General features: G+C 58.6%; 15 protein-coding genes and 1 tRNA gene. 10 read left to right on the top strand and 6 right to left on the bottom strand.

The genetic code is table 11. The annotated features are described in order from the left end of the window. Positions 1-17: 17 nt before the first annotated feature. Positions 18-1,223, bottom strand: coding sequence for a glutamine-hydrolyzing carbamoyl-phosphate synthase small subunit (gene carA, locus AC1DCP_RS19300; RefSeq protein WP_003513375.1), 1,206 nt, complete (start codon positions 1,221-1,223; stop codon positions 18-20). Between the two features lie 339 nt (positions 1,224-1,562). On the opposite strand from carA, the gene AC1DCP_RS19295 reads away from it, so the two are divergent. The 4 genes from AC1DCP_RS19295 (at position 1,563) to AC1DCP_RS19280 (ending at position 7,945) form a co-directional block, all read left to right on the top strand. Beyond that, complete coding sequence (locus tag AC1DCP_RS19295) at positions 1,563-2,012, top strand: GatB/YqeY domain-containing protein (protein ID WP_026330775.1); 450 nt, start codon at positions 1,563-1,565, stop codon at positions 2,010-2,012. A gap of 382 nt (positions 2,013-2,394) precedes the next feature. Then, positions 2,395-4,380: a DNA primase gene (gene dnaG / locus AC1DCP_RS19290; protein ID WP_112153278.1), complete on the top strand. Its 1,986-nt coding sequence runs from the start codon at positions 2,395-2,397 to the stop codon at positions 4,378-4,380. Between the two features lie 394 nt (positions 4,381-4,774). Further along, positions 4,775-6,829 carry an RNA polymerase sigma factor RpoD gene (gene rpoD / locus AC1DCP_RS19285; protein WP_003513359.1) on the top strand — a complete coding sequence of 685 codons (2,055 nt, stop codon included), beginning with the start codon at positions 4,775-4,777 and terminating at the stop codon, positions 6,827-6,829. Positions 6,830-7,024: 195 nt separating this feature from the next. Beyond that, the gene (locus AC1DCP_RS19280) at positions 7,025-7,945 is read left to right on the top strand and encodes a DUF930 domain-containing protein (protein WP_065687160.1); all 921 of its coding nucleotides are present in this window, start codon (positions 7,025-7,027) and stop codon (positions 7,943-7,945) included. A gap of 178 nt (positions 7,946-8,123) precedes the next feature. Here AC1DCP_RS19280 and AC1DCP_RS19275 read toward each other — a convergent pair whose 3' ends face one another. After that, complete coding sequence (locus AC1DCP_RS19275; protein WP_065687161.1) at positions 8,124-10,676, bottom strand: HWE histidine kinase domain-containing protein; 2,553 nt, start codon at positions 10,674-10,676, stop codon at positions 8,124-8,126. Between the two features lie 252 nt (positions 10,677-10,928). Here AC1DCP_RS19275 and AC1DCP_RS19270 point away from each other — a divergent pair, with 252 nt between their 5' ends. After that, positions 10,929-11,354: a secondary thiamine-phosphate synthase enzyme YjbQ gene (locus AC1DCP_RS19270; protein ID WP_065687162.1), complete on the top strand. Its 426-nt coding sequence runs from the start codon at positions 10,929-10,931 to the stop codon at positions 11,352-11,354. A 159-nt stretch (positions 11,355-11,513) separates the two neighbouring features. Next, complete coding sequence (locus AC1DCP_RS19265) at positions 11,514-11,891, top strand: hypothetical protein (RefSeq protein WP_065687163.1); 378 nt, start codon at positions 11,514-11,516, stop codon at positions 11,889-11,891. 171 nt (positions 11,892-12,062) lie between these two features. Here the strand turns inward: AC1DCP_RS19265 and AC1DCP_RS19260 are convergent, their stop codons facing one another. Beyond that, positions 12,063-12,806: an SIMPL domain-containing protein gene (locus AC1DCP_RS19260; RefSeq protein ID WP_003513348.1), complete on the bottom strand. Its 744-nt coding sequence runs from the start codon at positions 12,804-12,806 to the stop codon at positions 12,063-12,065. A gap of 178 nt (positions 12,807-12,984) precedes the next feature. On the opposite strand from AC1DCP_RS19260, the gene AC1DCP_RS19255 reads away from it, so the two are divergent. Beyond that, a tRNA-Ile gene (locus AC1DCP_RS19255) sits at positions 12,985-13,060 on the top strand. A 156-nt stretch (positions 13,061-13,216) separates the two neighbouring features. Here AC1DCP_RS19255 and AC1DCP_RS19250 read toward each other — a convergent pair. Both AC1DCP_RS19250 and AC1DCP_RS19245 read right to left on the bottom strand, forming a co-directional pair. Then, positions 13,217-13,579: a hypothetical protein gene (locus tag AC1DCP_RS19250; protein WP_003513347.1), complete on the bottom strand. Its 363-nt coding sequence runs from the start codon at positions 13,577-13,579 to the stop codon at positions 13,217-13,219. 212 nt (positions 13,580-13,791) lie between these two features. Next, complete coding sequence (locus AC1DCP_RS19245; protein WP_003513345.1) at positions 13,792-14,424, bottom strand: outer membrane protein; 633 nt, start codon at positions 14,422-14,424, stop codon at positions 13,792-13,794. 385 nt (positions 14,425-14,809) lie between these two features. On the opposite strand from AC1DCP_RS19245, the gene AC1DCP_RS19240 reads away from it, so the two are divergent. Then, the gene (locus tag AC1DCP_RS19240; protein ID WP_003513344.1) at positions 14,810-15,262 is read left to right on the top strand and encodes a hypothetical protein; all 453 of its coding nucleotides are present in this window, start codon (positions 14,810-14,812) and stop codon (positions 15,260-15,262) included. Between the two features lie 202 nt (positions 15,263-15,464). After that, positions 15,465-16,025 (top strand): dual specificity protein phosphatase family protein, encoded by a 561-nt coding sequence (locus AC1DCP_RS19235; protein ID WP_013636549.1) that lies wholly within the window; start codon positions 15,465-15,467, stop codon positions 16,023-16,025. A 99-nt stretch (positions 16,026-16,124) separates the two neighbouring features. On the opposite strand, the gene AC1DCP_RS19230 is transcribed toward AC1DCP_RS19235, so the two are convergent. Then, positions 16,125-17,384, bottom strand: a complete 1,260-nt coding sequence (locus AC1DCP_RS19230) for an AGE family epimerase/isomerase (RefSeq protein WP_065659168.1) — start codon at positions 17,382-17,384, stop codon at positions 16,125-16,127. 179 nt (positions 17,385-17,563) lie between these two features. On the opposite strand from AC1DCP_RS19230, the gene metH reads away from it, so the two are divergent. Beyond that, the gene (gene metH / locus AC1DCP_RS19225) at positions 17,564-21,337 is read left to right on the top strand and encodes a methionine synthase (protein ID WP_019565253.1); all 3,774 of its coding nucleotides are present in this window, start codon (positions 17,564-17,566) and stop codon (positions 21,335-21,337) included. The last annotated feature ends 49 nt before the right edge of the window (positions 21,338-21,386 follow it).

Raw genomic sequence — 21,386 nt, 5'->3', positions numbered from 1 at the left:
GATTTTCCGAAGATGTCTCAGCGCTCGGCGAGCGCTGCCTCACCTTGTCTCTCGCGCAGCAGGTTGACGAAGCGGCGGAAGAGATAGTGGCTGTCCTGCGGGCCGGGCGATGCTTCCGGATGGTGCTGGACGGAGAAGACCGGCTTGCCGACGATGCGCAGGCCGCAATTGGTGCCGTCGAACAGCGACGTGTGGGTTTCTTCGACGCCATCAGGCAGCGACTTCGCGTCAACAGCAAAACCATGGTTCATGGACACGATTTCCACCTTGCCGGTGGTGAAATCCTTGACCGGATGGTTGGCGCCGTGGTGGCCCTGGTGCATCTTTTCAGTCTTGGCGCCGACGGCCAGGCCAAGCATCTGGTGGCCGAGGCAGATGCCGAAGATCGGCAGGTCGCTGTTGATGAGGTTCTGAATGACCGGTACGGCATATTCGCCTGTCGCGGCCGGATCTCCCGGACCGTTGGAAAGGAAAACGCCATCCGGCTTCAATGCCAGAATGTCTTCGGCGGACGTCTGGGCCGGAACCACTGTGACCTTGCAATCGAGACCGGCGAAGAGGCGCAGGATGTTGCGCTTGACGCCGAAATCCACGCAGACGACATGGTACTTCGCATCGGCTTCATTCAGCGTGCCGTAACCCTCGTTCCAAACCCAAGGCGTTTCCGTCCAGGTGGAGGATTGGCCGGATGTGGCTTCGATGGCGAGGTCGAGGCCGACGAGACCGCTCCATGCCTTGGCTTCCGCCTTCAGCGCCTCGATGTCGAACACGCCGTTGGGATCATGGGCGATCACCGCGTTCGGTGCACCGTTTTCGCGTATCCATGCCGTCAGCGCGCGCGTGTCGATGCCGCAAAGGCCGATGACGCCGCGGGCTTTCAGCCAGGCATCCAGATGCTTGGCGGCGCGGAAGTTCGAAGGGTCGGTAATGTCGGCCTTGAAGATGACGCCGACTGCGCCGCGGCGGGCGGCTGGCGTCAGGTCTTCGATGTCTTCCTCATTGGTGCCGACATTGCCGATGTGCGGGAAGGTGAAGGTGACGATCTGGCCGAGATAGGACGGATCGGTCAGGATTTCTTCGTAACCGGTCAGTGCGGTGTTGAAGCAGACTTCGGCCTGTACCTTGCCGGTTGCGCCGATCCCCGTTCCCTCGATCACTGTGCCATCGGCAAGAACAAGCATTGCGGTCGGTTTGCGGGTAGTCCAGGGCGCTGTCTCGGTCATCTCGTTCCGTTTCTGCCGCTTCGCACCCCGCCTCTTGAAAGGCAGGGGGAGAGGGGCCATTTTTTGTCGCAGGCTTCGTGACATAAAGGGGCGCGCGAAAAACTCGCGTTTTGACCCTTCGTTAAAATCTCGTGCAGGTGCCGGAAAATAACGAAAGCTGCTTAAACGGTCAACCGCAGGCTCAAGATTTACGCGGAATTAAACCTTCGCACATTCAAGGGCTTATGCATTTGATTTGCTTGAGCGGGTTTGCTCGGTTATGTCGTTTCGAAAAATAAGGTGGAAAGTTTCCGTGTCGAGACGCTGMGGAATGCACTTTCCCAAGGAGAAGAAGAAATGATGCGCGACACGTTCGCTAATACTCTGAAAGACGCGCTGAAGGCTCGTGACGCCCGGCGTACATCGACCGTGCGTCTCATCCAGGCGGCCATCAAGGATCGCGATATTGCCAATCGCGGCGTGGGCAAGGACCCCGTCACCGACGACGAGATCATGCAGATCCTGACCAAGATGGTGAAACAGCGGGAAGAGTCCGCCAGCATCTATGATGGTGCCGGTCGCGCCGAGCTTGCCGCTCAGGAGCGCGAGGAAATCGTCATCATCAAGGAATTCATGCCGGAAGAAATTCCGGCCGAAAAGGTGCGCGAATTGTGCCAGGCCGTCATCAGCGAAACCGGCGCCTCCGGCCTGCGTGACATGGGCAAGTGCATGAATGCGCTCAAGGAGCGCTATCCCGGCCAGATCGACTTCGCGAAAGCCTCCGGCGTCGTCAAGGATTTGCTGAAGTAGGTTTCGCCCGTTCGGAAAAAGTAAAGGCAGGGCAGCCATGGCTGCCCTGCCTTTTTGCTGCCGACGAAGGCGCATTTCGGCGGATCAAAATGCGGTCACGCGCAGGCGTTTTTCGGGGGACGTGCCTGCGGGCGTCAGCAGCTTTATGAGAATGTCCGGGCGCTGCCTTTGAATATGTTTTATACCTCGGCGACGGTTGGCTCAAATTACAAAAACATAATTTTTTGTGATGATGCGCTGCCATAAATTTGCCCGAAGCGGGCGACAGCGGCGATGCGGTTTTAGTGCGATGGCCTGTGAATATCGGGTATTCCGGTTCTTTGGGTTTGGTACTGACCCCTTTCTGCGCTTATATGAAAGACTGGCCTCGAACAGGTAACCCATGCGATTTTCCAATTCTTTTCTCGATGAGATACGCGACCGCGTGAACATCTCCGATGTGATCGGCAGACGTGTGTCCTGGGATAAGAAGAAGACCAATACGCCGCGGGGCGATTATTGGGCCTGCTGCCCGTTCCATGGCGAAAAAAGCCCGAGTTTTCATTGCGAGGATCGCAAGGGGCGATACCATTGTTTCGGTTGCGGTGTTTCCGGCGATCATTTCCGGTTTCTCACCGATCTCGAGGGGTTGAGTTTCCCCGAAGCCGTTCAGCAGATCGCCGACATGGCCGGCATCTTCATGCCGCAGCCCGATCCGCAGGCTGAGAAGCGCGAGCGCGAGCGCACCTCGTTGCAGGACGTCATGGAAATGGCGACGCTGTTCTTTCAGGATCAGTTGCAGACCGCGCTTGGTGCGCGGGCGCGGGCTTACCTGCGCGATCGCGGGCTGACTGGGCGCACCATCGAGACATTCAGGCTCGGTTTTGCACCAGATAGCCGCAATGCGCTGAAGGAGCATCTGGCGAGCAAGGGTGTGGCGCGCGAACAGATGGAAGCCTGCGGGCTGGTGGTGCATGAAAACGTGCCGGTTTCCTATGACCGCTTCCGCGACCGCATCATGTTCCCGATCCTGTCGTCGCGCGAAAAGGTGATCGCTTTCGGCGGCCGTGCCATGGCGGCGGATGCAGTGGCCAAATATCTGAACTCCAACGAGACCGAGCTTTTTCACAAGGGCAATGTTCTCTACAATTTCGCCCGCGCGCGGCGCGCCTCGCAGGCTTCCGGCGGCACCGTCATTGCCGTCGAAGGTTATATGGATGTCATTGCGCTTTATCAGGCGGGTGTCGAAAATGCTGTCGCCCCGCTCGGCACGGCGCTGACGGAAAGCCAGCTTGAGCTCCTGTGGAAAATGTCGCCGCAGCCGATCCTCTGCTTTGATGGCGACGGCGCCGGCATTCGTGCCGCCAACCGCGCAGCCGATCTCGCCCTGCCGCATATCAAGCCTGATCGTTCGGTGAGCTTTGCGCTTTTGCCCGACGGAAAAGACCCTGATGATCTCGTGCGGCTGGAGGGGCGTGCGCCTTTTGACCGTGTGCTTTCCGAGGCAAAACCGCTCGCGGCGATGATCTGGAGCCGCGAGACGTCTTCGGTGACTTTCGATACGCCTGAAAAGCGTGCCCAGCTTGAAAGCCGGCTGCGGCAGATTGTTGCCGTCATCGGCGACGAGGCCGTGCGGCGTTTTTACCAGCAGGATATGCGCGACAGGCTGAATGCCTTCTTCCAGCCGCGTTTTCAGCAGGGCGGTTCGCAGGGTGGAAATTTCCGTCGCGATGGCCAGCAGGGTAATGGGCGCGGGTTCCAGAGGAACGCTTCCGGACGGGGTGGAGCCATGGCTGCGCCGGCCAGCAACATTTCCGACCGGCTTACCCAGTCCGGTCTGGTCAGGGGGCACCAGACCAAGCCTTCACTTCGCGAAAGCGTTCTCGCAATCACCATCGTCAATCATCCCGAACTGCTGCTTGAGGAATATGACGAGATCGCCGCGATCGATTACGAAAACCGCGATCTGCAACGCCTGTGGTCGACTGTGCTGACCTTTGCTGCGGAAAGTGCGGCCGAGATTTCGCGGGCAGGGCTGATCGAGCGCCTGTCGCAGCAGGGTTTCGAGGTGCTTTTGAAAACCATGGACCAGCAGGTGCGCAATGCGCGCCTGTGGACGGCCACGGAACAGGCGGCGCTGGAAGATGCGCGTGAGGGATATGTGCAGGCGCTTTCCCTGCACAAGAGGACGAAATCCCTGCTCTGGCAGAAGCGCGAGCTGGAACGGGAAATAGGCGAGGCGACGGACGACGAACGCGGCACGCTTCTGGTGCGGGCGCTGGCCGAAGTTCAGCTGGAAATCGGCCGAATGGAAAATCAGGAAGCGATCATCGATGGTTTCGGCGTCATGTCCGGCCGGGTAAAGGGTCCTGCTGTCGGCCATGGCTGAGGACTGCGGCCAAGAATAGAAAGACGTGTGGGGTTGCCTTTTGCTGCAAGCGCCCTAAATAGGGGGTAGTCTGGTGATAACTCGCAAAATGCGGCCCTTTTTATGAATTTCCGTGGCTGTCTCGCCCTCAAAGGCTTGACGGGGCGGGAAATAGCGGGAATCACCAATTCAGGAATAGTAAGGTGGAATGAGCCTTGGCGGATAGAAATTGCATGAGCAAGCATTTTCGGGTGCACTGTCTTTGCATTCTGCCTGAGGCTGCCGTGGTTAATCGGCAATTAAAGATCACTCCGTTAGGTGTCTGACAGTGATTCGCTGTTATCAGCCGGATGCTCTCAAGGCGAACGGCGATGCGGCGGAACAGGTGTTAGCGTCAGGGAAAGCGACGAGATAGATGGCAACCAAAGTCAAAGAAAACGAAGAAGCAGAAAACGAACGCGACGGTGCGACGGACGGTCCGCTTCTCGATCTTTCGGATGACGCGGTCAAAAAGATGATCAAGGCCGCCAAGAAGCGCGGCTATGTGACGATGGACGAGCTGAATTCCGTCCTGCCGTCCGAAGAAGTGACGTCCGAGCAGATCGAAGACACGATGGCGATGCTGTCCGATATGGGCATCAACGTTATCGAGGACGAGGATGCCGAGGAAGCACCGGGCGAAGCCGAAAGCGACGATTCCGATAACGAAGAGTCCGAAGGCGGCGAACTGGCACCTTCCGGCGGTACCGCGCTTGCGACCGCGAAGAAAAAAGAACCGACCGACCGTACCGACGATCCTGTGCGCATGTATCTGCGCGAAATGGGTTCCGTAGAGCTTCTGTCGCGCGAAGGCGAAATCGCCATCGCCAAGCGCATCGAGGCCGGCCGCGAAACGATGATCTCCGGCCTTTGCGAAAGCCCGTTGACGTTCCAGGCGCTGATCATCTGGCGCGACGAACTCAACGAAGGCACGACGCTTCTGCGCGAGATCATCGATCTCGAGACCACCTATTCCGGCCCGGAAGCCAAGGCTGCCCCGCAGTTCCAGAGCCCGGAAAAGATCGAGGCGGACCGCAAGGCCGCCGAAGAGAAGGAAAAGACCCGCAGACTGCGTGCGCCCTCCGGTGACGAGGATGTGACTGACGTGGGTGGCGATGGCCTGCCGCCGGAAGAGGAAGAAGAGGACGACGACGAGTCCAACCTTTCGCTTGCCGCGATGGAAGCTGAGCTGCGTCCGCAGGTCATGGAAACGCTCGACACCATTGCCGACACCTACAAGAAGCTGCGCAAGCTTCAGGACCAGCAGGTCGAGGCTCGCCTTGCCTGCACGGGGACCCTGTCCTCCGGTCAGGAGCGCCGCTACAAGGATCTCAAGGACCAGTTGATCACGGCTGTGAAGTCGCTGTCGCTGAACCAGAACCGTGTCGACAGCCTTGTCGAGCAGCTTTACGATATTTCCAAGCGTCTGATGCAGAACGAAGGCCGGCTGCTGCGCCTTGCCGAATCCTATGGCGTCAAGCGCGACAGCTTCCTCGAGCAGTATCACGGTGCGGAACTCGATCCGAACTGGATGAAGTCGATTGCCAATCTGGCCGCCCGCGGCTGGAAGGAATTCGCCCGCGAGGAAAGCAACACGATCCGCGAGATCCGTCAGGAAATCCAGAATCTGTCGACGGAAACCGGTATTTCCATCGCCGAATTCCGCCGCATCGTTTCCATGGTGCAGAAGGGTGAGCGCGAAGCGCGTATCGCCAAGAAGGAGATGGTCGAGGCCAACCTGCGTCTCGTGATCTCCATCGCCAAGAAATACACCAACCGCGGCCTGCAGTTCCTCGATCTCATTCAGGAAGGCAATATTGGCCTGATGAAGGCGGTGGACAAGTTCGAATATCGCCGTGGTTACAAGTTCTCGACCTATGCGACATGGTGGATCAGACAGGCGATCACCCGTTCGATCGCCGACCAGGCGCGCACGATCCGTATTCCGGTTCACATGATCGAGACGATCAACAAGATCGTTCGCACCTCGCGCCAGATGCTGCACGAGATCGGCCGCGAGCCGACCCCGGAAGAGCTGGCGGAAAAGCTGGCCATGCCGCTTGAAAAGGTGCGCAAGGTTCTGAAAATCGCCAAGGAGCCGATTTCGCTCGAAACCCCTGTGGGTGACGAAGAGGATTCGCATCTCGGCGACTTCATCGAGGACAAGAACGCGCTGCTGCCTATCGACGCCGCCATTCAGGCCAACTTGCGCGAGACGACGACCCGCGTTCTCGCCTCGCTGACGCCGCGTGAAGAACGTGTTCTGCGCATGCGTTTCGGCATCGGCATGAACACCGACCATACGCTGGAAGAAGTCGGCCAGCAGTTCTCGGTCACGCGCGAACGTATTCGTCAGATCGAGGCGAAGGCACTGCGCAAGCTGAAGCATCCGAGCCGCTCCAGAAAGCTCAGAAGCTTCCTCGACAGCTAAGCCTTTGCCTGCTTTAAAATTGAACCCGGTCAGTCACCTCTGGCCGGGTTTTTTGTTTCCCGCACTGGCGATCTCTGCGACAAGCCTTATGTGTGAAAACAAAGCGTTCCGCGTTTTCGGAAATGCTCAGGTTCGATTTGGCTCGATAACATGCAACAGGTTTCGGCAAGCAGATGGCGAGGGAAGGGATGGGCGGTGCCCGTCTCCGTGTTGCTGCATTTGGCTGTGGTCGCAATCTTTCTTTTTGAACTGCCCGAACGCATAGTCGAACCGCAGGAGCCGGAAAGCATCAGCGTCGATCTGGTGCCGCCGCCTGAGGAAAAGAAGCCGGAGGAAGCCAAGCCTCCCGCCGCCGAGCAGGCAAAGCAAGAAAAGCCGCAGCCTCCACCGCCGCCGCCCGCTCCGCCGGCAGAGGAGCCGAAACCTTCGCCGCCCTTGCAGGCGACGCTGCCGGCGATCGCCATGCGGCCGGAGGAGACGCAGGCGGACCCAGAGGACAAGCCAGGTAAGGCGGAGGAAGCGGACAAGGCCGAGCCTTCCAAGGAGCCTGAAAGCCAGCCTGAAAAGACGGCTGAGGACAAGCCCGCGCCATCTGCCGCCAACGGCGATCTCAAGGCGTCCGCCGAGCAGGGAGAAATTGCGGTTTCACCCGTCAAGCAAGAGGCTGAGCCGGAAAAGGCGCCTGTGCCGCAGGAGAAACCGGCTGACGAAAAACCTGCCGAGGTGGCAAAGGAGAAGCCCGCGAAACTTCCGGCCGCCAAACAATTATTGTCTTCGTCGCTGCTTTCTCCGGCCCAAAGACGCCAGATGTTTGGTGATCTGCCGCCCCGCCGCCGCATTGTTCAGCTTTGCAGCACGGAGGCTCTGGCGCAAATTCAGGGCGCGGGTTTTGCCGCCCGTGGCATGATACCCTATTCGGATACGGGCGGGAGGATATCGGGGAATTCGATTGATGCTTCCGGCGGCGCATTCAACACCGGCAATAGCTGGCACGATGTGTCTTTTCAGTGCGAGGTCGATCTGGATAACTACGCCGTAACGGCATTCCGGTTTAAGATTGGGAACGCCTTAACACCGGATGAGGCGAAAAAGCGGGGCTTCACTCGATTTCAATGAAGGCTAGTTTTTTTAAACTTTTGGTTTGCTGACGAAGGTTTCCGTCCGCCACTCCGTCGTCCTCGGGCTTGTCCCGAGGAGATGCAACCGACTGATTTTGTAGACGTGTTTAAATCCTTGGGACAAGCCCAAGGATGACGTCCAGTCTGGACATGTGTCGGTCAGCAGGGCTAGGAGCTTACACCCTCTCCGTATCCCCGACCAACAGCCCGATACCCGCCATCAGCGCATCTTCGTCGTACGGCTTCCTGATAACAGGCACGTTGCCGAAGTCGTCAGGCACCATGCTGGCATCGGCATAGCCGGTGGCGAACAGGAAGGGGATGCCGCGGCGGTGAAGCTCGCGTGCGACGGCGATGGAGGTGTCGGAACCGAGATTGATGTCGAGGATAGCCACATCCGGCACGTAGCTCTTCAGCTTCTCGATGGCCATTGCCGAGGAGGTCGCGGTTTCGATTGTCTTGATGCCGTTGTCTTCCAGCATGTTCTCCACATCCATGGCGATCAGCATCTGGTCTTCTACGAGCAATATTTTCAACGTTTCCTCCCGGTTGGACCGTCTGGGTTGTGGTACGGTGTCATCCTCCGTCTTCATCTCGGAAGCTGTCATGACTGCTGAGATATGGCGGGAGGGCAGGAGAATTTCCGCCTCCAGCCCATCAGGCAAATACCGAATGGTGCTGCGTCCGCCCAGATCGTAGGGGATGCTGCGGCTGATGAGCGCCGTGCCGAACCCGGAGCGTGATGGTGTGGGCAGCTTGGTAGGCAGAGTTTCGCGCCAATGTATCAGGCAATCGCGGTTTTCGTCGACTTCCCAGCGTAGATCCAGTTTTCCGCCGGTCTGAGCAAGCGCGCCGTATTTGGCAGCATTCGTCGCCAGTTCATGCAGTACGAGGGCCATGACGGAAAATGCGCGCGAATCGAGCGTGACCTGTGGTCCGGCGAGATCAACAATCGCCTCGGCTGAACGGTGCGGCGACAATTCGGCGTCCAGTAGGTCGCGCAATGACCCGCCGCCTTCACCGCGAATGATCTGGTCATGGGCAAAGGACAATGCCTGGATACGACCCTTTAGCGCACCGACATATTCCTGCAGGGTTTTACCCTCCTGCGAGGGATTGCCGACCAGCGATTTGATAATGGCGAGAACGTTCTTGACGCGGTGGTTGAGTTCCTCGTTCAGCATGCGCTGGCGCACTTCCGCGCGCTCCCTTTCGCCCGCCATCAGCTCGCTGTGATGGAATGCGACCTCGACCAACGCTATTCTTGCGGCTTCGGCAATTTCCCGGTCCGCATCTGACCATGGCTGCGCCTGCAGGCGCACGGTCTCCTTCCAGATCGCGAAGCTCTTGCGCGGGGTGAGACGATCGCCGAGCGGACCGGTCTCATAGGATTTTTCCGGGTTGCCGGCCCAGTTCAGGTTCTGCACGATCTCCCTGCGGAAAAACAGCAGATAGTCGTTTTTGACCTGCGACAGCGGAATGGCGAGCATTCCGGCAGCGATATCCGCATAAATCTCCGCTTCCGGTATGGCTTGCGAGATGGCATGGGTTGCCCAGACCCTTCCCTCACTGACAGAGGTTACGAAGCGGGCCAGCCTGGGAATGGCATCCGCGGGCGGCGTTGCGCCGTGGCCGTGCCAGTTGTTGTCCACCCAAAGCCCGACGCCGTCGCATGGCATCAGATCGGCAAAATCCTGGAAACTGTCGATCAGCAGTTCCTCGATGTGCGCGTGATGGGCGGCGAGCCGCAGGAAGCGGTCGAGAGCGGCGTGGGCGTGGTTGACGGTATCGAGTTTGCGCTTCTGCTTAAGGACCTGCAAATGCATGGAGAAAAACTCTCCAAACATTTCTGCGGCGATCCTGACTGACATCGTCAGAACGCGTGGCGAATAATGGTGGCAGGCGATAAGACCCCACAGGGCGCCATCGACGATCACCGAAATCGACATGGAGGCACCAACGCCCATATTGCGAAGATATTCGCAATGGATGGGAGAAACGCTGCGCAAATGCGCGAATGACAGATCAAGCGGTTCACCAGACACATCGATGGCGGGCAATACGGGAACTCGTATTCCGCTGGCGTCGGAGATGATGCGCAGTGTGTTTTTAAGATAGAGCGTGCGGGCCTGCTGCGGTATGTCGCTTGCCGGAAAATATTGTCCGAGAAAGCTCTCCAGTTCCGACTGCTTTGCCTCCGACACGACCTTGCCTGCACCGTCATCCTCGAAACGGTAGATCATCACCCGGTCGTAACCCAAGGTCGCCTTTACCAGCCGGGTTGTTCTCGAAATCAGGCTTTCGACCGTGTCTGCCTCGCGAATGCGGTCCACCATCTTACGTGCGGTGCCAAGCGGCTGGGTCTCGCTCCCCGACGGTTCGAATTCGATGATCGTCGTGGATTTATAGCGGTGGAGCGCAATATCGAAGCTGCGACCATCGCGCAGTTCCATATTGGGCAGCATGGCAGGGCGGGTGGTTCTGCCAGTTACCGTGAGTGCGTTGCGAAGGTCATGGACGAGATTTTTACCAAGCACTTCTTCGGCGGTTCTGCCGTTGATATCGCCATCGACGCGCAAAATCTCGCGACAGTTTTCCGAGTGTCGCAGGACCATGCGCATGGCGTTATCGCAAGCGATCAGGCAGCCGTGCGATTGAATATAACCTGGAATGTGGATGGGTTCGCGGTCGCAATTTGTCAGGTCGACATTATAATCAGTGGATGCCATGAATCTATCTCTCGCACCCTCTGCCTGTCTTGCACTGAAAATAGTTTAGTCGTCCGCAGACGGGAAAGCCTGAATGGTTCATTCTGATAGTGCCAATCCTTCCCCGTTTTTTGCAACCGTGACGCCGGTATTCCGTTCTATTAAAGGCAGCCGCCATGTCATGGAAGCACGCCTTTTCGCCATCAGTTACAATTCGACATGGTCCAACGTTTGCAGTGCCTAATTTGTTCCGAATTTTCTAAAGGAAATAACGTGCCGCAGAAGAAAATGACCATTACCACCACCCACGGGCAGGGGCTCTACGAATTTACGTCCGAGGCCGAGCGCTTTGTGAAGGAGGCAGGGGTGGACGAAGGCCTTTTGACCGTCTTCGTCAGGCACACATCCTGCTCCCTGCTTATCCAGGAAAATGCCGATCCGGATGTCCGGCGCGATCTGGCGGTATTTTTTTCCCGCCTCGTGCCACCTTCCGACGATGTCTCCATGCGCTGGGTCGTCCACACGCTCGAAGGCCCTGATGACATGCCTGCTCACATCAAATCGGCCCTGACCGCGGTTTCCATCGGAGTACCGATCAGCGATGGCAGGCTTACCCTTGGCACATGGCAGGGCTTTTATCTTTTCGAACATCGCGACCGGCCGCACCGCCGTGAAATCGTTCTGCATATCTCCCCATGATTCCCGTCAAAAGCCCTGCCTTTTCCTTTCGTTTTCCCGTTAATGTCTCTGAACGTCTGCTGAACATGCGGTTCTGTCGGCGTTCAGGCGGGCGGGTCTAGGGTCTCGTCAATCGCCGGGGGACGTCCCTGCCGGCGCAGAAACAAACGGAGTGAGTTCATGTTCAGCACCTTCGCAAAAGCCGGCCTGGCTGCCCTCATCGCCCTCGGCGGAATTTCCGTCACCGCTCCAGCTGCTTCGGCTGGCCCGGATGTTCAGCTCAGAGTTCAGGTTCAGGATGGATACGGTCATGACAGAGGCCGCGGCCCGGGCTGGGGTCGTCCCGATCGTCCTGGTCCGGGTTGGGGCCGTCCTGACCGCCCGCGTTACGGTTGCTCGCCGCGGCTTGCGGAGGAAAAGGCTAGCCGCATGGGTCTTCGCCGCGCGCGCGTTGTCGATGTATCGTCGCGCCGTGTCGTGGTTGCAGGATTCGACCGTCGCGGCCCTGACCGCATCTTCTTCGCCAATGAGCGTGGTTGCCCGGTGATCCGTCGCTAAACGGCTGATATTGATCCGCGGAAATCCCCCGCCCTTCGCGCGGATCAAAAAAAATGCCCCTCGCTTGTTATGACAGGCGGGGGGCGTTTCTTTTTGTGGCCTCTCGGGTGGCGGTTACGCGCAGCCGTTCGGCAGATGCGGGCGGCGGGCAATGCCGCCGCTCCGACTGTTTTATTCGCCCAGGGCGAAGGTGACGTTGACCACCACGCTGTAGCTGTTCTCACCCGAAGCGATCGGCACGCTGTCGGCCTCCTTCGCCATCGAAGCGCGCATCATGGTCTGCGGCACCGGCATGGGGCGCTGCATGTTCTCGCTGATCTGGATCACGCGTCCAAGCTTCACGCCCGCCGCTTCCGTCAGCGTTTTCGCTTTGGCCAGCGCATCGGCAACGGCTTGCTTGCGGGCCTCGGTTACGGTTGCTTCCGGCTTGTCATTGGTAAAGGTAATATCGCCGCCCTGGTTGATACCGAGCTTGACGGAGGTATCGAGTATCTCGCCCAGCTTCTTCAGGTCGCGTACGCGCACGGTCAGTCCGTTGGAAACCTGATAGCCGGTAATTTCCGGTGCAACGTAAACGCCGTCTTTCGGCTCATAATGCTTGTAAAGCGGCTGTACGGAGAAATTGCTGGTCTGCAGGTCGCGGTCTTCGATGGCGGACGCCTTCAGCGATTTCAGAACCTCGGCGAGCGCCTTGGAATTCTCTGTCAGAGCCGCAGCCGCCGTTTCCGCCTGCTTGACGACACTGAATGACAGGATCGCCATATCGGGCGCGATTGCCGACTGGCCTTCGCCGGAAACACTGATGGTTGCTTCGCGCGGAGTGGCATCCTGCGCAAGGGCATTGCCGGCAAGCGGCATCATTGCTGCTGCGGTCAATGCACTAAGTGCGAAAAGGCGGGCCTTTGTCGTCGTCATGGTGTTTCCTCGTTGATTGTGTCCCTTTGCAGGGTATTGCCTTAGATTGTGAAGCTAATACGGCAACGGCAGCTTGCGATAGCATCAATGGCTTGTCGGGCCGTAAAAATTACGTTAGAGCGTGACCCACCGGATTCGAACCATTGCGAAGCCGGTGTTTCGGATAATTTTTCCGAAAGGGCCTGTAGCTCAATGGTTAGAGCCGGCGGCTCATAACCGCTTGGTTGGGAGTTCGAGTCTCTCCGGGCCCACCATTTTCCTTATATTTTGAACGAGTTGGTGCGATTCCGTATAGCAAGTCGACACATCATCGATCATTGCGCATTCCTTGGATTTTGCTCATCCAACAAAAAATCCGACCAGCCATTCAGACTGATCGGATTGTTCATTACGGATTTTCAGCTATGGGGTCAGTCGCAGACCCGCATGCTTTCGGTGTGCCAGCCGCCATCATAGGAATTGGGAACGCGGCGGTCTTCGAACCAGCAGCGTGGGCGGGGCGGCGGTGGTGGCTCGTAGTAGCGGGGACCGCTGTTGCCGCCGTTGGCGATTGCGCCGCCGATCAGGCCGCCGATAACGCCTGCAGCCAGTCCGCCGGCAATCGCAGCACCATCATTGTGGCGGCGGTGTTCGCGATAGGGCGGTGGGGGCGGGCCGCCACGGTCGTAGCGCGGACGATAGGGATAGTCCTGCGCGGCAGCGGTGCCGTAGGACGCGAAGACACTGCCGGTGGCAACCAGCGCGGCAAGGGTTGTAAGAATGATCTTTTTCATCGAGGGCTACTCCATAAGCCTGCTTCGGGAGATAGAGGCTCATTATGCCCGCATGATGGCACGGGCCGGCTGAACGGTCCGTGAATATCTCATTTTTGCGATGTTCACATTTTCCACGTTTTTACAGTCTCAGGGCGAAGCTGGTGCGGCATTCCGACAAAGAAAAAGCCCGGCACTTGGCCGGGCTCTTTTGCTGACGTTTGTCGACGCTATCAGAACTTCACACCAAGGCCGACCTTGACGGTGCTCTGGTCGAAATCGGTGTTGACGCCGAAGATGTCCTTGTCGCCATAGTCATTGTAGCGATATTCAATCCTGCCGAACACATTGTCGGTGAAGGCATAGTCCAAGCCAGCGCCGACGGTGTAACCGTTGAACGTGGTGCTATCCTTGCCGGCGCCAGGCGTTTCGATGAAGCCGCGCGTCGCTGTCCAGCCGGCGGTACCATAGATCAAGGCACGGTCGAAAGCGTAACCGACACGGCCACGAACGGAGCCCTGCCAGTCGGTGCCGATGTTCACGCCGGCATAGTCATTGTCGTTCCAGTTATAATCGACATCACCTTCGATACCGAGGACGAAATTATTGTCGAACTGGTAATTGTAACCGGCAAAAGCGCCCAGAATGCCGCCATCGAAACTATCCGACGCGACGGGGCCGCCAGCCGAAAAATCGCCGTTCGCCCAGCCTGCGCCGCCTTGAATACCAAGATAGGGACCAGACCAGGTAAATACCGGCAGGGTTTCCTGCGCGACCGGAGGCGCCGGGGTTTCGTAGACGGCATCCGCAGCCATCGCGGTGCTGGCGGACAGGGCCAAGAGTGACGTTACGATCAGCGTTTTCATCGTTTTTCTCCCTGAGCTGATTGACTTCTATAACATATATTAGGTGCATTTAATATGGGTCGGAGATCGGCGGTTCCAAGGGGCAGATTGTTCCCTCGCGTTGCCGGCCTCCCTTGCCCAAATCGCGACGTTTTTACCGCCCCGTCATGCTGTTCTGATGCGGCGAACGCCTTCAACGGCGTTTGGTTCCTTTCGCCGCCTTGTCAAAGCGACGGGAGAGGGGTCACGCTTGGTTGTCTTGACAGCGGGGGGCACGACCATAGAGTTGTGCCTGTCTGCGGCAACGCCGGTGCTTCGGCACCTGGATAGGGCTGATGTTGCGGGCAGGAATGGGCAAGGGAGGACAGGATCGCATGCGGGTTAGTTTTCATGGGGGAGGGGCGACGTGATTGTCGGAGCCGTTCTCAGTGCCATTCTTCTTCTCACCCTCATCGCGTTTCCGCGGCACCTCAAACCGGTCGTCATCTGCCTGCTGTTGATCTGGGGAACCACTGCCGCCTTTGTCATTTACGACTGGCAGCGCGGCAGCCAGCGGCTCGACCATGTCATTGCGACGGCTAGCTTCGATGCGGCGTGCACGGATGCGGCATTGCCGATCCGCGTCAGCTTCCGCAACGACAATAATGTTGCCGTGCAGCGCCTGACCTATACGCTTGAAGGGTTCGAGCCTGCCTTCCGCGCCTCCGTCGCCTTCGATCCCTATCAGGTGAGTGAAAGGCGGATCGAGGCTGGAGAGACATTTGCCGCTTGCCGCTCTTTCCGACTGCGCAACAATGAAACGGTAGATCCGCAACGGCTGGAATGGCGCGTCACCATCGTTTCTGCGGAATTCGATTGAACGGCTGTCGCTGCTTCCGACCCTCACGGTTTCTTGAACATTTTCGTGCTGTCGCCTGAACCCCTTGTTTCGCAAGGGGTTCGTAAAGGTGCCCGCGTCGTTGCCGGCCACGCCGAGGCCGCTTTCGCCGTCGCGGGACTTGTTTTCGCCGATTTGCAATGCCACCTGCCCACCCGTCCGATGAATGTTGCGGGTTTAGGTTTTGCGTATAGTTCTGAAGTTTCTGAAAATTGCCGCCATTGGCCTGGTGGCTCTGCCGGTTCTGGCCGGCGCGCATATGGGCATTGGCCAGCTGACTGGAAATTTTCACGAGGTCATCCCCGGCGAACTTTATCGTTCGGCCCAGCCGAGCGGCAAGGACATCACGGCCTATGCCAAGGCCTACGGCATCAAGACGATCATCAATCTGCGCGATGAAAAGCGTGAAGGCTGGTATGACGCCGAAAGCCAGGCAGCGAAAAAAAACGGTGTTCGGCTTGTCGATTATCCGCTGAGTTCAAGCGAGAAGGTCTCGGTGGAGGAAGCGGAAACGCTCGTCGCCGTGCTGCGCAACGCTGAAAAACCGATCCTCATCCATTGCGAACACGGCGCCAACCGAACCGGGCTCGCCTCCGCGATCTATGTGAGCGCCGTTGCCGGCAAAAGCGAGGCTGCCGCCGAGTTCCAGCTTTCACCCTATTACGGACATGTGCCGATCCCGGGTATCGGCCGTTATGAAATGTACCAGTCCTGGGATGATTTCGAGGAAACTATCGGATTTTGAGGCGCCTCGATATGCCGACACCCCGGATTTGATCCGGGGTCCAGCATGATAACGTCCGGCATGACGCAGCGTGTCAGATGCTTCATTCTTGCAGCGGCCTCAATAGGAGCCGCCGCCTTCCTTGATCACTTTCGTCAAACTTCCCGTTGCCGGAAATAGCGGGATCAGGCAGGCCTGAAGCGCGTGGTAGATGTCGCCCTTGCCGGGGAAAAGCGTGTTGGCTGGAATCAGATTTTCCGTCAGCTCCTCGTGCCAGCCGCCATTGTCGTGGTCGATGAAATTGTTGGCGATCGTGCTCCAGATGCGGCGGTAGCTGTCTTCGTAGAATTCGTCCGCCGGCAGATTTTCGTTGAGGAAGTGGGCTGCACCCGCCGCCTCGCACATGGGCCACCAGAGCTTTGCCGTCTTGTCGGGATTGTCGTGCCAGTCGAGCGTATAAAAGAAGCCGCCTTTTTCGCGGTCCCAGCCAAGCGCCATGGATTGCACAAAGAGCGATTTTGCCGCCACCGGCATCCAGTCATGGCGGCGTTCGCCCAGCACCCACAATTGCAGTATGAGGCGCGCCCATTCCAGCCAGTGGCCGGGAGTGGAGCCGGAGGGGCGGAACATTTCGTTGCCACGATACTCCTTGTCGAGCGTCCAGTTCTCGTCAAAATGCTCCGGCACGCGGAAATCCAGCTCACCGGCGCGGCGGCGGATGACGAGATCGGCGATGCGTTCGGCCTTTGTCAGGTAATGGCTGTCGCCGGTCGCCTCGTAGGCGGCCATCAGCGCTTCGGTCAGATGCATGTTGGAATTCTGGCCGCGATAATTGTCGATGGGTGACCAGTCGCGGTTGAATTCCTCGGCGATAGCGCCGTGTTTTTCTTCCCAGAAACGGGTTTCCAGAACCTCGGTGATGTCGGCCAGCATCTTGTCAGCAAGCGGGTGGCCGACAGTTTTGGCGGAGGAGGCGGCCAGAAGCACGAAGGCGTGGCCATAACCCTGTTTGGTGGCGTCCACCGGGCCGCCATCGTTGACCTGCCAGAAATAACCGCCGTGCTCGCTGTCACGATGATTGTTCCAGAGGTAGGTCATACCGTGGTCGACGATATCGCCGCAGCCCGGCCGTCCGAGCAGGTGGCCGATGGAGAAGCAATGCACCATGCGTGCCGAGGCATGGATGCCGCGCACAGGATCGTTTTTCTGCAGCGGCGCACCCTTGGCGTCGAGATCGAAGAAGCCGCCGGCCGGATTGACGGCGCGGTACTGGAAGAAGTCGAAAAGCCCATCGGCCTGTTTGACCAGCCACTGGCGATGCCATGGCAAGGTGTTCCAGTTCCGGTTGTTGTGGTCGTCCTCGGGCATTTCGTCCTCCATGCGGTTTGCTGCTTCGGCTTATATCCTTGCTGCATAAACCTGTCATCTGTCAGTGAAATTTCGTAGTCTGCCGCAACGACGCAAAGCCATACCTATACCTTGAAGATATATTGACATAAACATATCTTTATGTGACTTGACGGCTTGCGATCTTGCAAATCGAAATGAGGAGTGCGCCCGTGTTTGACGATCTGTTCGGCCCTGAAGGGGCAAAGCGCGACGGCGCGGAAATTTTGCGCGCGCTGCGCCAGGCCGCCAGCGAACGTATCCTCATTCTCGATGGCGCAATGGGCACGCAGATTCAAGGGCTGGGTTTTGATGAAGATCATTTTCGCGGTGATCGTTTCATCGGCTGCGCCTGTCACCAGCAGGGCAATAACGACCTTCTGATCCTGACCCAGCCGGATGCCATCGAAGAAATCCATTATCGCTATGCGATGGCGGGCGCGGATATTCTCGAAACCAACACGTTTTCGTCGACGCGCATCGCGCAGGCGGACTACGAGATGGAAAATGCCGTCTACGATCTCAACCGCGAAGGGGCGCAGATCGTCCGCCGTGCTGCCCAGCGGGCTGAGCGCGAAGATGGCCGCCGCCGTTTCGTTGCGGGCGCTATCGGCCCGACCAACCGCACCGCCTCGATTTCGCCTGATGTCAACAATCCTGGTTACCGTGCCGTCAGTTTCGACGATCTGCGCATCGCCTATGGCGAGCAGATCGACGGTCTGATCGATGGCGGCGCGGATATCATCCTCATCGAGACGATCTTCGATACGCTGAACGCCAAGGCCGCAATCTTCGCCTGTGAGGAGCGCTTCGAGGCCAAGGGCATCCGTCTGCCGGTGATGATATCAGGCACGATCACGGACCTTTCCGGCCGCACGCTGTCCGGCCAGACGCCGTCTGCTTTCTGGAACTCGGTGCGACACGCCAACCCCTTCACCATCGGCCTCAACTGCGCTCTTGGTGCAGATGCCATGCGTCCGCATCTGCAGGAGCTTTCGGATGTGGCCGACACCTTCGTCTGCGCCTATCCCAATGCCGGCCTGCCGAACGAATTCGGGCAATATGACGAAACACCCGAAATGATGGCGCGCCAGGTGCAGGGTTTTGCCCGCGACGGTCTTGTCAACATCGTCGGCGGTTGCTGCGGCTCGACGCCCGAGCATATCCGGGCGATTGCCGAAGCCGTCAAGGATTACAAGCCGCGCCCCATTCCCGAGCACAAGCCCTTCATGTCGCTTTCGGGTCTCGAACCCTTCGTGCTGACCAAGGACATTCCCTTCGTCAACGTGGGCGAACGTACCAACGTCACCGGCTCGGCCCGCTTCCGCAAGCTGATCACCGCCGGCGATTACACGGCGGCGCTGGCTGTCGCCCGCGATCAGGTGGAAAACGGTGCGCAGATCATCGACATCAACATGGATGAAGGCCTGATCGACTCGCAAAAGGCGATGGTGGAGTTCCTGAACCTCATTGCCGCCGAGCCTGATATTGCCCGCGTACCTGTGATGATCGACTCATCCAAGTTCGAAATCATCGAAGCCGGTCTGAAATGCGTGCAGGGCAAATCGATCGTCAATTCTATTTCGCTGAAGGAAGGCGAGGAGAAGTTTCTCCAGCAGGCGCGGCTCGTCCACAATTACGGTGCTGCGGTCGTGGTCATGGCATTTGACGAGGTCGGGCAGGCGGATACCTATCAGCGCAAGGTGGAGATCTGCACGCGCGCCTACAAGCTTTTGACCGAAAAGGCGGGCCTGTCGCCGGAAGACATCATCTTCGATCCAAACGTGTTTGCGGTGGCCACGGGTATCGAGGAGCACAATAATTACGGCGTGGACTTCATTGAAGCCACAAAGACCATCCGCGAAACCATGCCGCTGACGCATATTTCCGGTGGCGTTTCCAACCTGTCCTTCTCCTTCCGCGGCAATGAGCCGGTGCGTGAGGCGATGCATGCCGTGTTCCTCTACCACGCCATCCAGGTCGGCATGGATATGGGCATCGTCAATGCCGGGCAGCTTGCGGTTTACGACAACATCGATGCGGAACTGCGCGAGGCCTGCGAAGATGTGGTGCTGAACCGCCGCGACGACGCGACGGAGCGGCTGCTTGACGTGGCGGAGCGTTTCCGCGGCACGGGTGAAAAGCAGGCGAAGGTGCAGGATCTTTCCTGGCGCGAGCTTTCCGTCGAAAAGCGGCTGCAACACGCGCTGGTCAACGGCATTACCGAATTCATCGAAGCCGATACGGAAGAGGCGCGCCAGCAGGCCGCCCGCCCGCTGCACGTTATCGAAGGGCCGCTGATGGCGGGCATGAACGTGGTCGGTGACCTGTTCGGCTCTGGCAAGATGTTTTTGCCGCAGGTGGTTAAATCCGCCCGCGTGATGAAGCAGGCCGTAGCCGTTCTGCTTCCTTACATGGAAGAGGAAAAGCGCCTGAATGGCGGTGAGCAGAACAAGGCCGCCGGCAAGGTGCTGATGGCGACCGTGAAGGGTGATGTGCACGATATCGGCAAGAACATTGTCGGCGTCGTTCTTGCCTGCAACAATTACGAGATCATCGATCTCGGCGTGATGGTGCCGACGACGAAAATCCTTGAAACGGCGATTGCCGAAAAGGTCGATGTGATCGGTCTTTCCGGTCTCATCACGCCATCGCTTGATGAAATGGTGCATGTGGCGGCGGAAATGGAGCGGCAGGGTTTCAACATCCCGCTGCTGATCGGCGGCGCAACGACGAGCCGCGTGCATACGGCGGTGAAAATCCATCCGCGTTACGAACAGGGCCAGGCGATCTATGTCACCGACGCCTCGCGCGCGGTGGGCGTCGTCTCCGCACTTCTCTCCGCCGAGCAGAAGCCAGCCTATATCGACGGCATCCGGGCTGAATATGCCAAGGTGGCGGAGGCGCACGCCCGCAATGAGCGCGAAAAGCAGCGTCTGCCGCTTTCCCGCGCCCGCGAGAATGCGCACAAGATCGACTGGTCGACCTATAGTGTCGTGAAGCCGCAATTCTTCGGCACCAAGGTGTTCGAGACCTATGACCTTGAGGAGCTGTCCCGTTACATCGATTGGACGCCGTTCTTCCAGACCTGGGAGCTGAAGGGTCGCTACCCGGCGATCCTCGAAGACGAGAAACAGGGCGAGGCCGCGCGGCAGCTCTATGCCGATGCGCAGGCGATGCTGAAGAAGATCATCGAGGAAAAATGGTTCCGGCCGCGGGCTGTTATCGGCTTCTGGCCCGCCAATGCGGTGGGCGACGACATCAGGCTGTTCACGGATGAAAACCGCTCCGAAGAACTGGCGACCTTCTTCACGCTGCGCCAGCAGCTTTCCAAGCGTGACGGCCGCCCCAATGTGGCGCTTTCCGATTTCGTCGCGCCTGTCGATAGCGGCGTTGCCGATTATGTCGGCGGCTTCGTCGTGACGGCGGGTATCGAGGAGGTGGCGATTGCTGAACGCTTCGAGCGGGCCAATGACGATTATTCGTCGATTCTCGTCAAGGCGCTGGCCGACCGTTTTGCGGAAGCCTTTGCCGAACGTATGCATGAGCGGGTGCGCAAGGAATTCTGGGGTTATGCGCCCGAAGAAGCTCTTGCCGGCGATGAGCTGATCGGCGAGGCCTATGCCGGTATCCGCCCTGCGCCCGGTTATCCGGCCCAGCCTGATCATACCGAGAAGAAAACCCTGTTCTCCCTGCTCGACGCCACCAACGCGGCGGGCGTGGAGCTGACGGAGAGTTATGCCATGTGGCCCGGCTCCTCCGTCTCCGGCCTCTATATCGGCCATCCCGAGAGCTATTATTTCGGTGTTGCCAAGGTGGAACGCGATCAGGTGCTGGACTATGCGCGTCGTAAGGACATGCCGTTGGTAGAGGTAGAGCGCTGGCTCGGACCGGTGCTCAACTACGTACCGGTAAACGGTGCCGAGGAGATCGACAGCGCGGCCTGACGTTTCGGCCACCGTTGTTGCAATAAAAAGCGCGGGTCCTGCCCGCGCT

Source organism: Agrobacterium sp. 10T429 (genome assembly GCF_056393925.1).
This window is presented reverse-complemented; position numbering and strand designations above follow the sequence as displayed.

Coding starts and splice junctions, on each gene's coding strand:
- AC1DCP_RS19230 (WP_065659168.1), bottom strand. CDS start 17,384: ATGGAGGACGAAATGCCCGAGGACGACCACAACAACCGGAACTGGAAC.
- AC1DCP_RS19245 (WP_003513345.1), bottom strand. CDS start 14,424: ATGAAAACGCTGATCGTAACGTCACTCTTGGCCCTGTCCGCCAGCACC.
- AC1DCP_RS19275 (WP_065687161.1), bottom strand. CDS start 10,676: ATGGCATCCACTGATTATAATGTCGACCTGACAAATTGCGACCGCGAA.
- carA (WP_003513375.1), bottom strand. CDS start 1,223: ATGACCGAGACAGCGCCCTGGACTACCCGCAAACCGACCGCAATGCTT.
- dnaG (WP_112153278.1), top strand. CDS start 2,395: ATGCGATTTTCCAATTCTTTTCTCGATGAGATACGCGACCGCGTGAAC.
- AC1DCP_RS19295 (WP_026330775.1), top strand. CDS start 1,563: ATGCGCGACACGTTCGCTAATACTCTGAAAGACGCGCTGAAGGCTCGT.
- rpoD (WP_003513359.1), top strand. CDS start 4,775: ATGGCAACCAAAGTCAAAGAAAACGAAGAAGCAGAAAACGAACGCGAC.
- AC1DCP_RS19250 (WP_003513347.1), bottom strand. CDS start 13,579: ATGAAAAAGATCATTCTTACAACCCTTGCCGCGCTGGTTGCCACCGGC.
- AC1DCP_RS19260 (WP_003513348.1), bottom strand. CDS start 12,806: ATGACGACGACAAAGGCCCGCCTTTTCGCACTTAGTGCATTGACCGCA.
- AC1DCP_RS19265 (WP_065687163.1), top strand. CDS start 11,514: ATGTTCAGCACCTTCGCAAAAGCCGGCCTGGCTGCCCTCATCGCCCTC.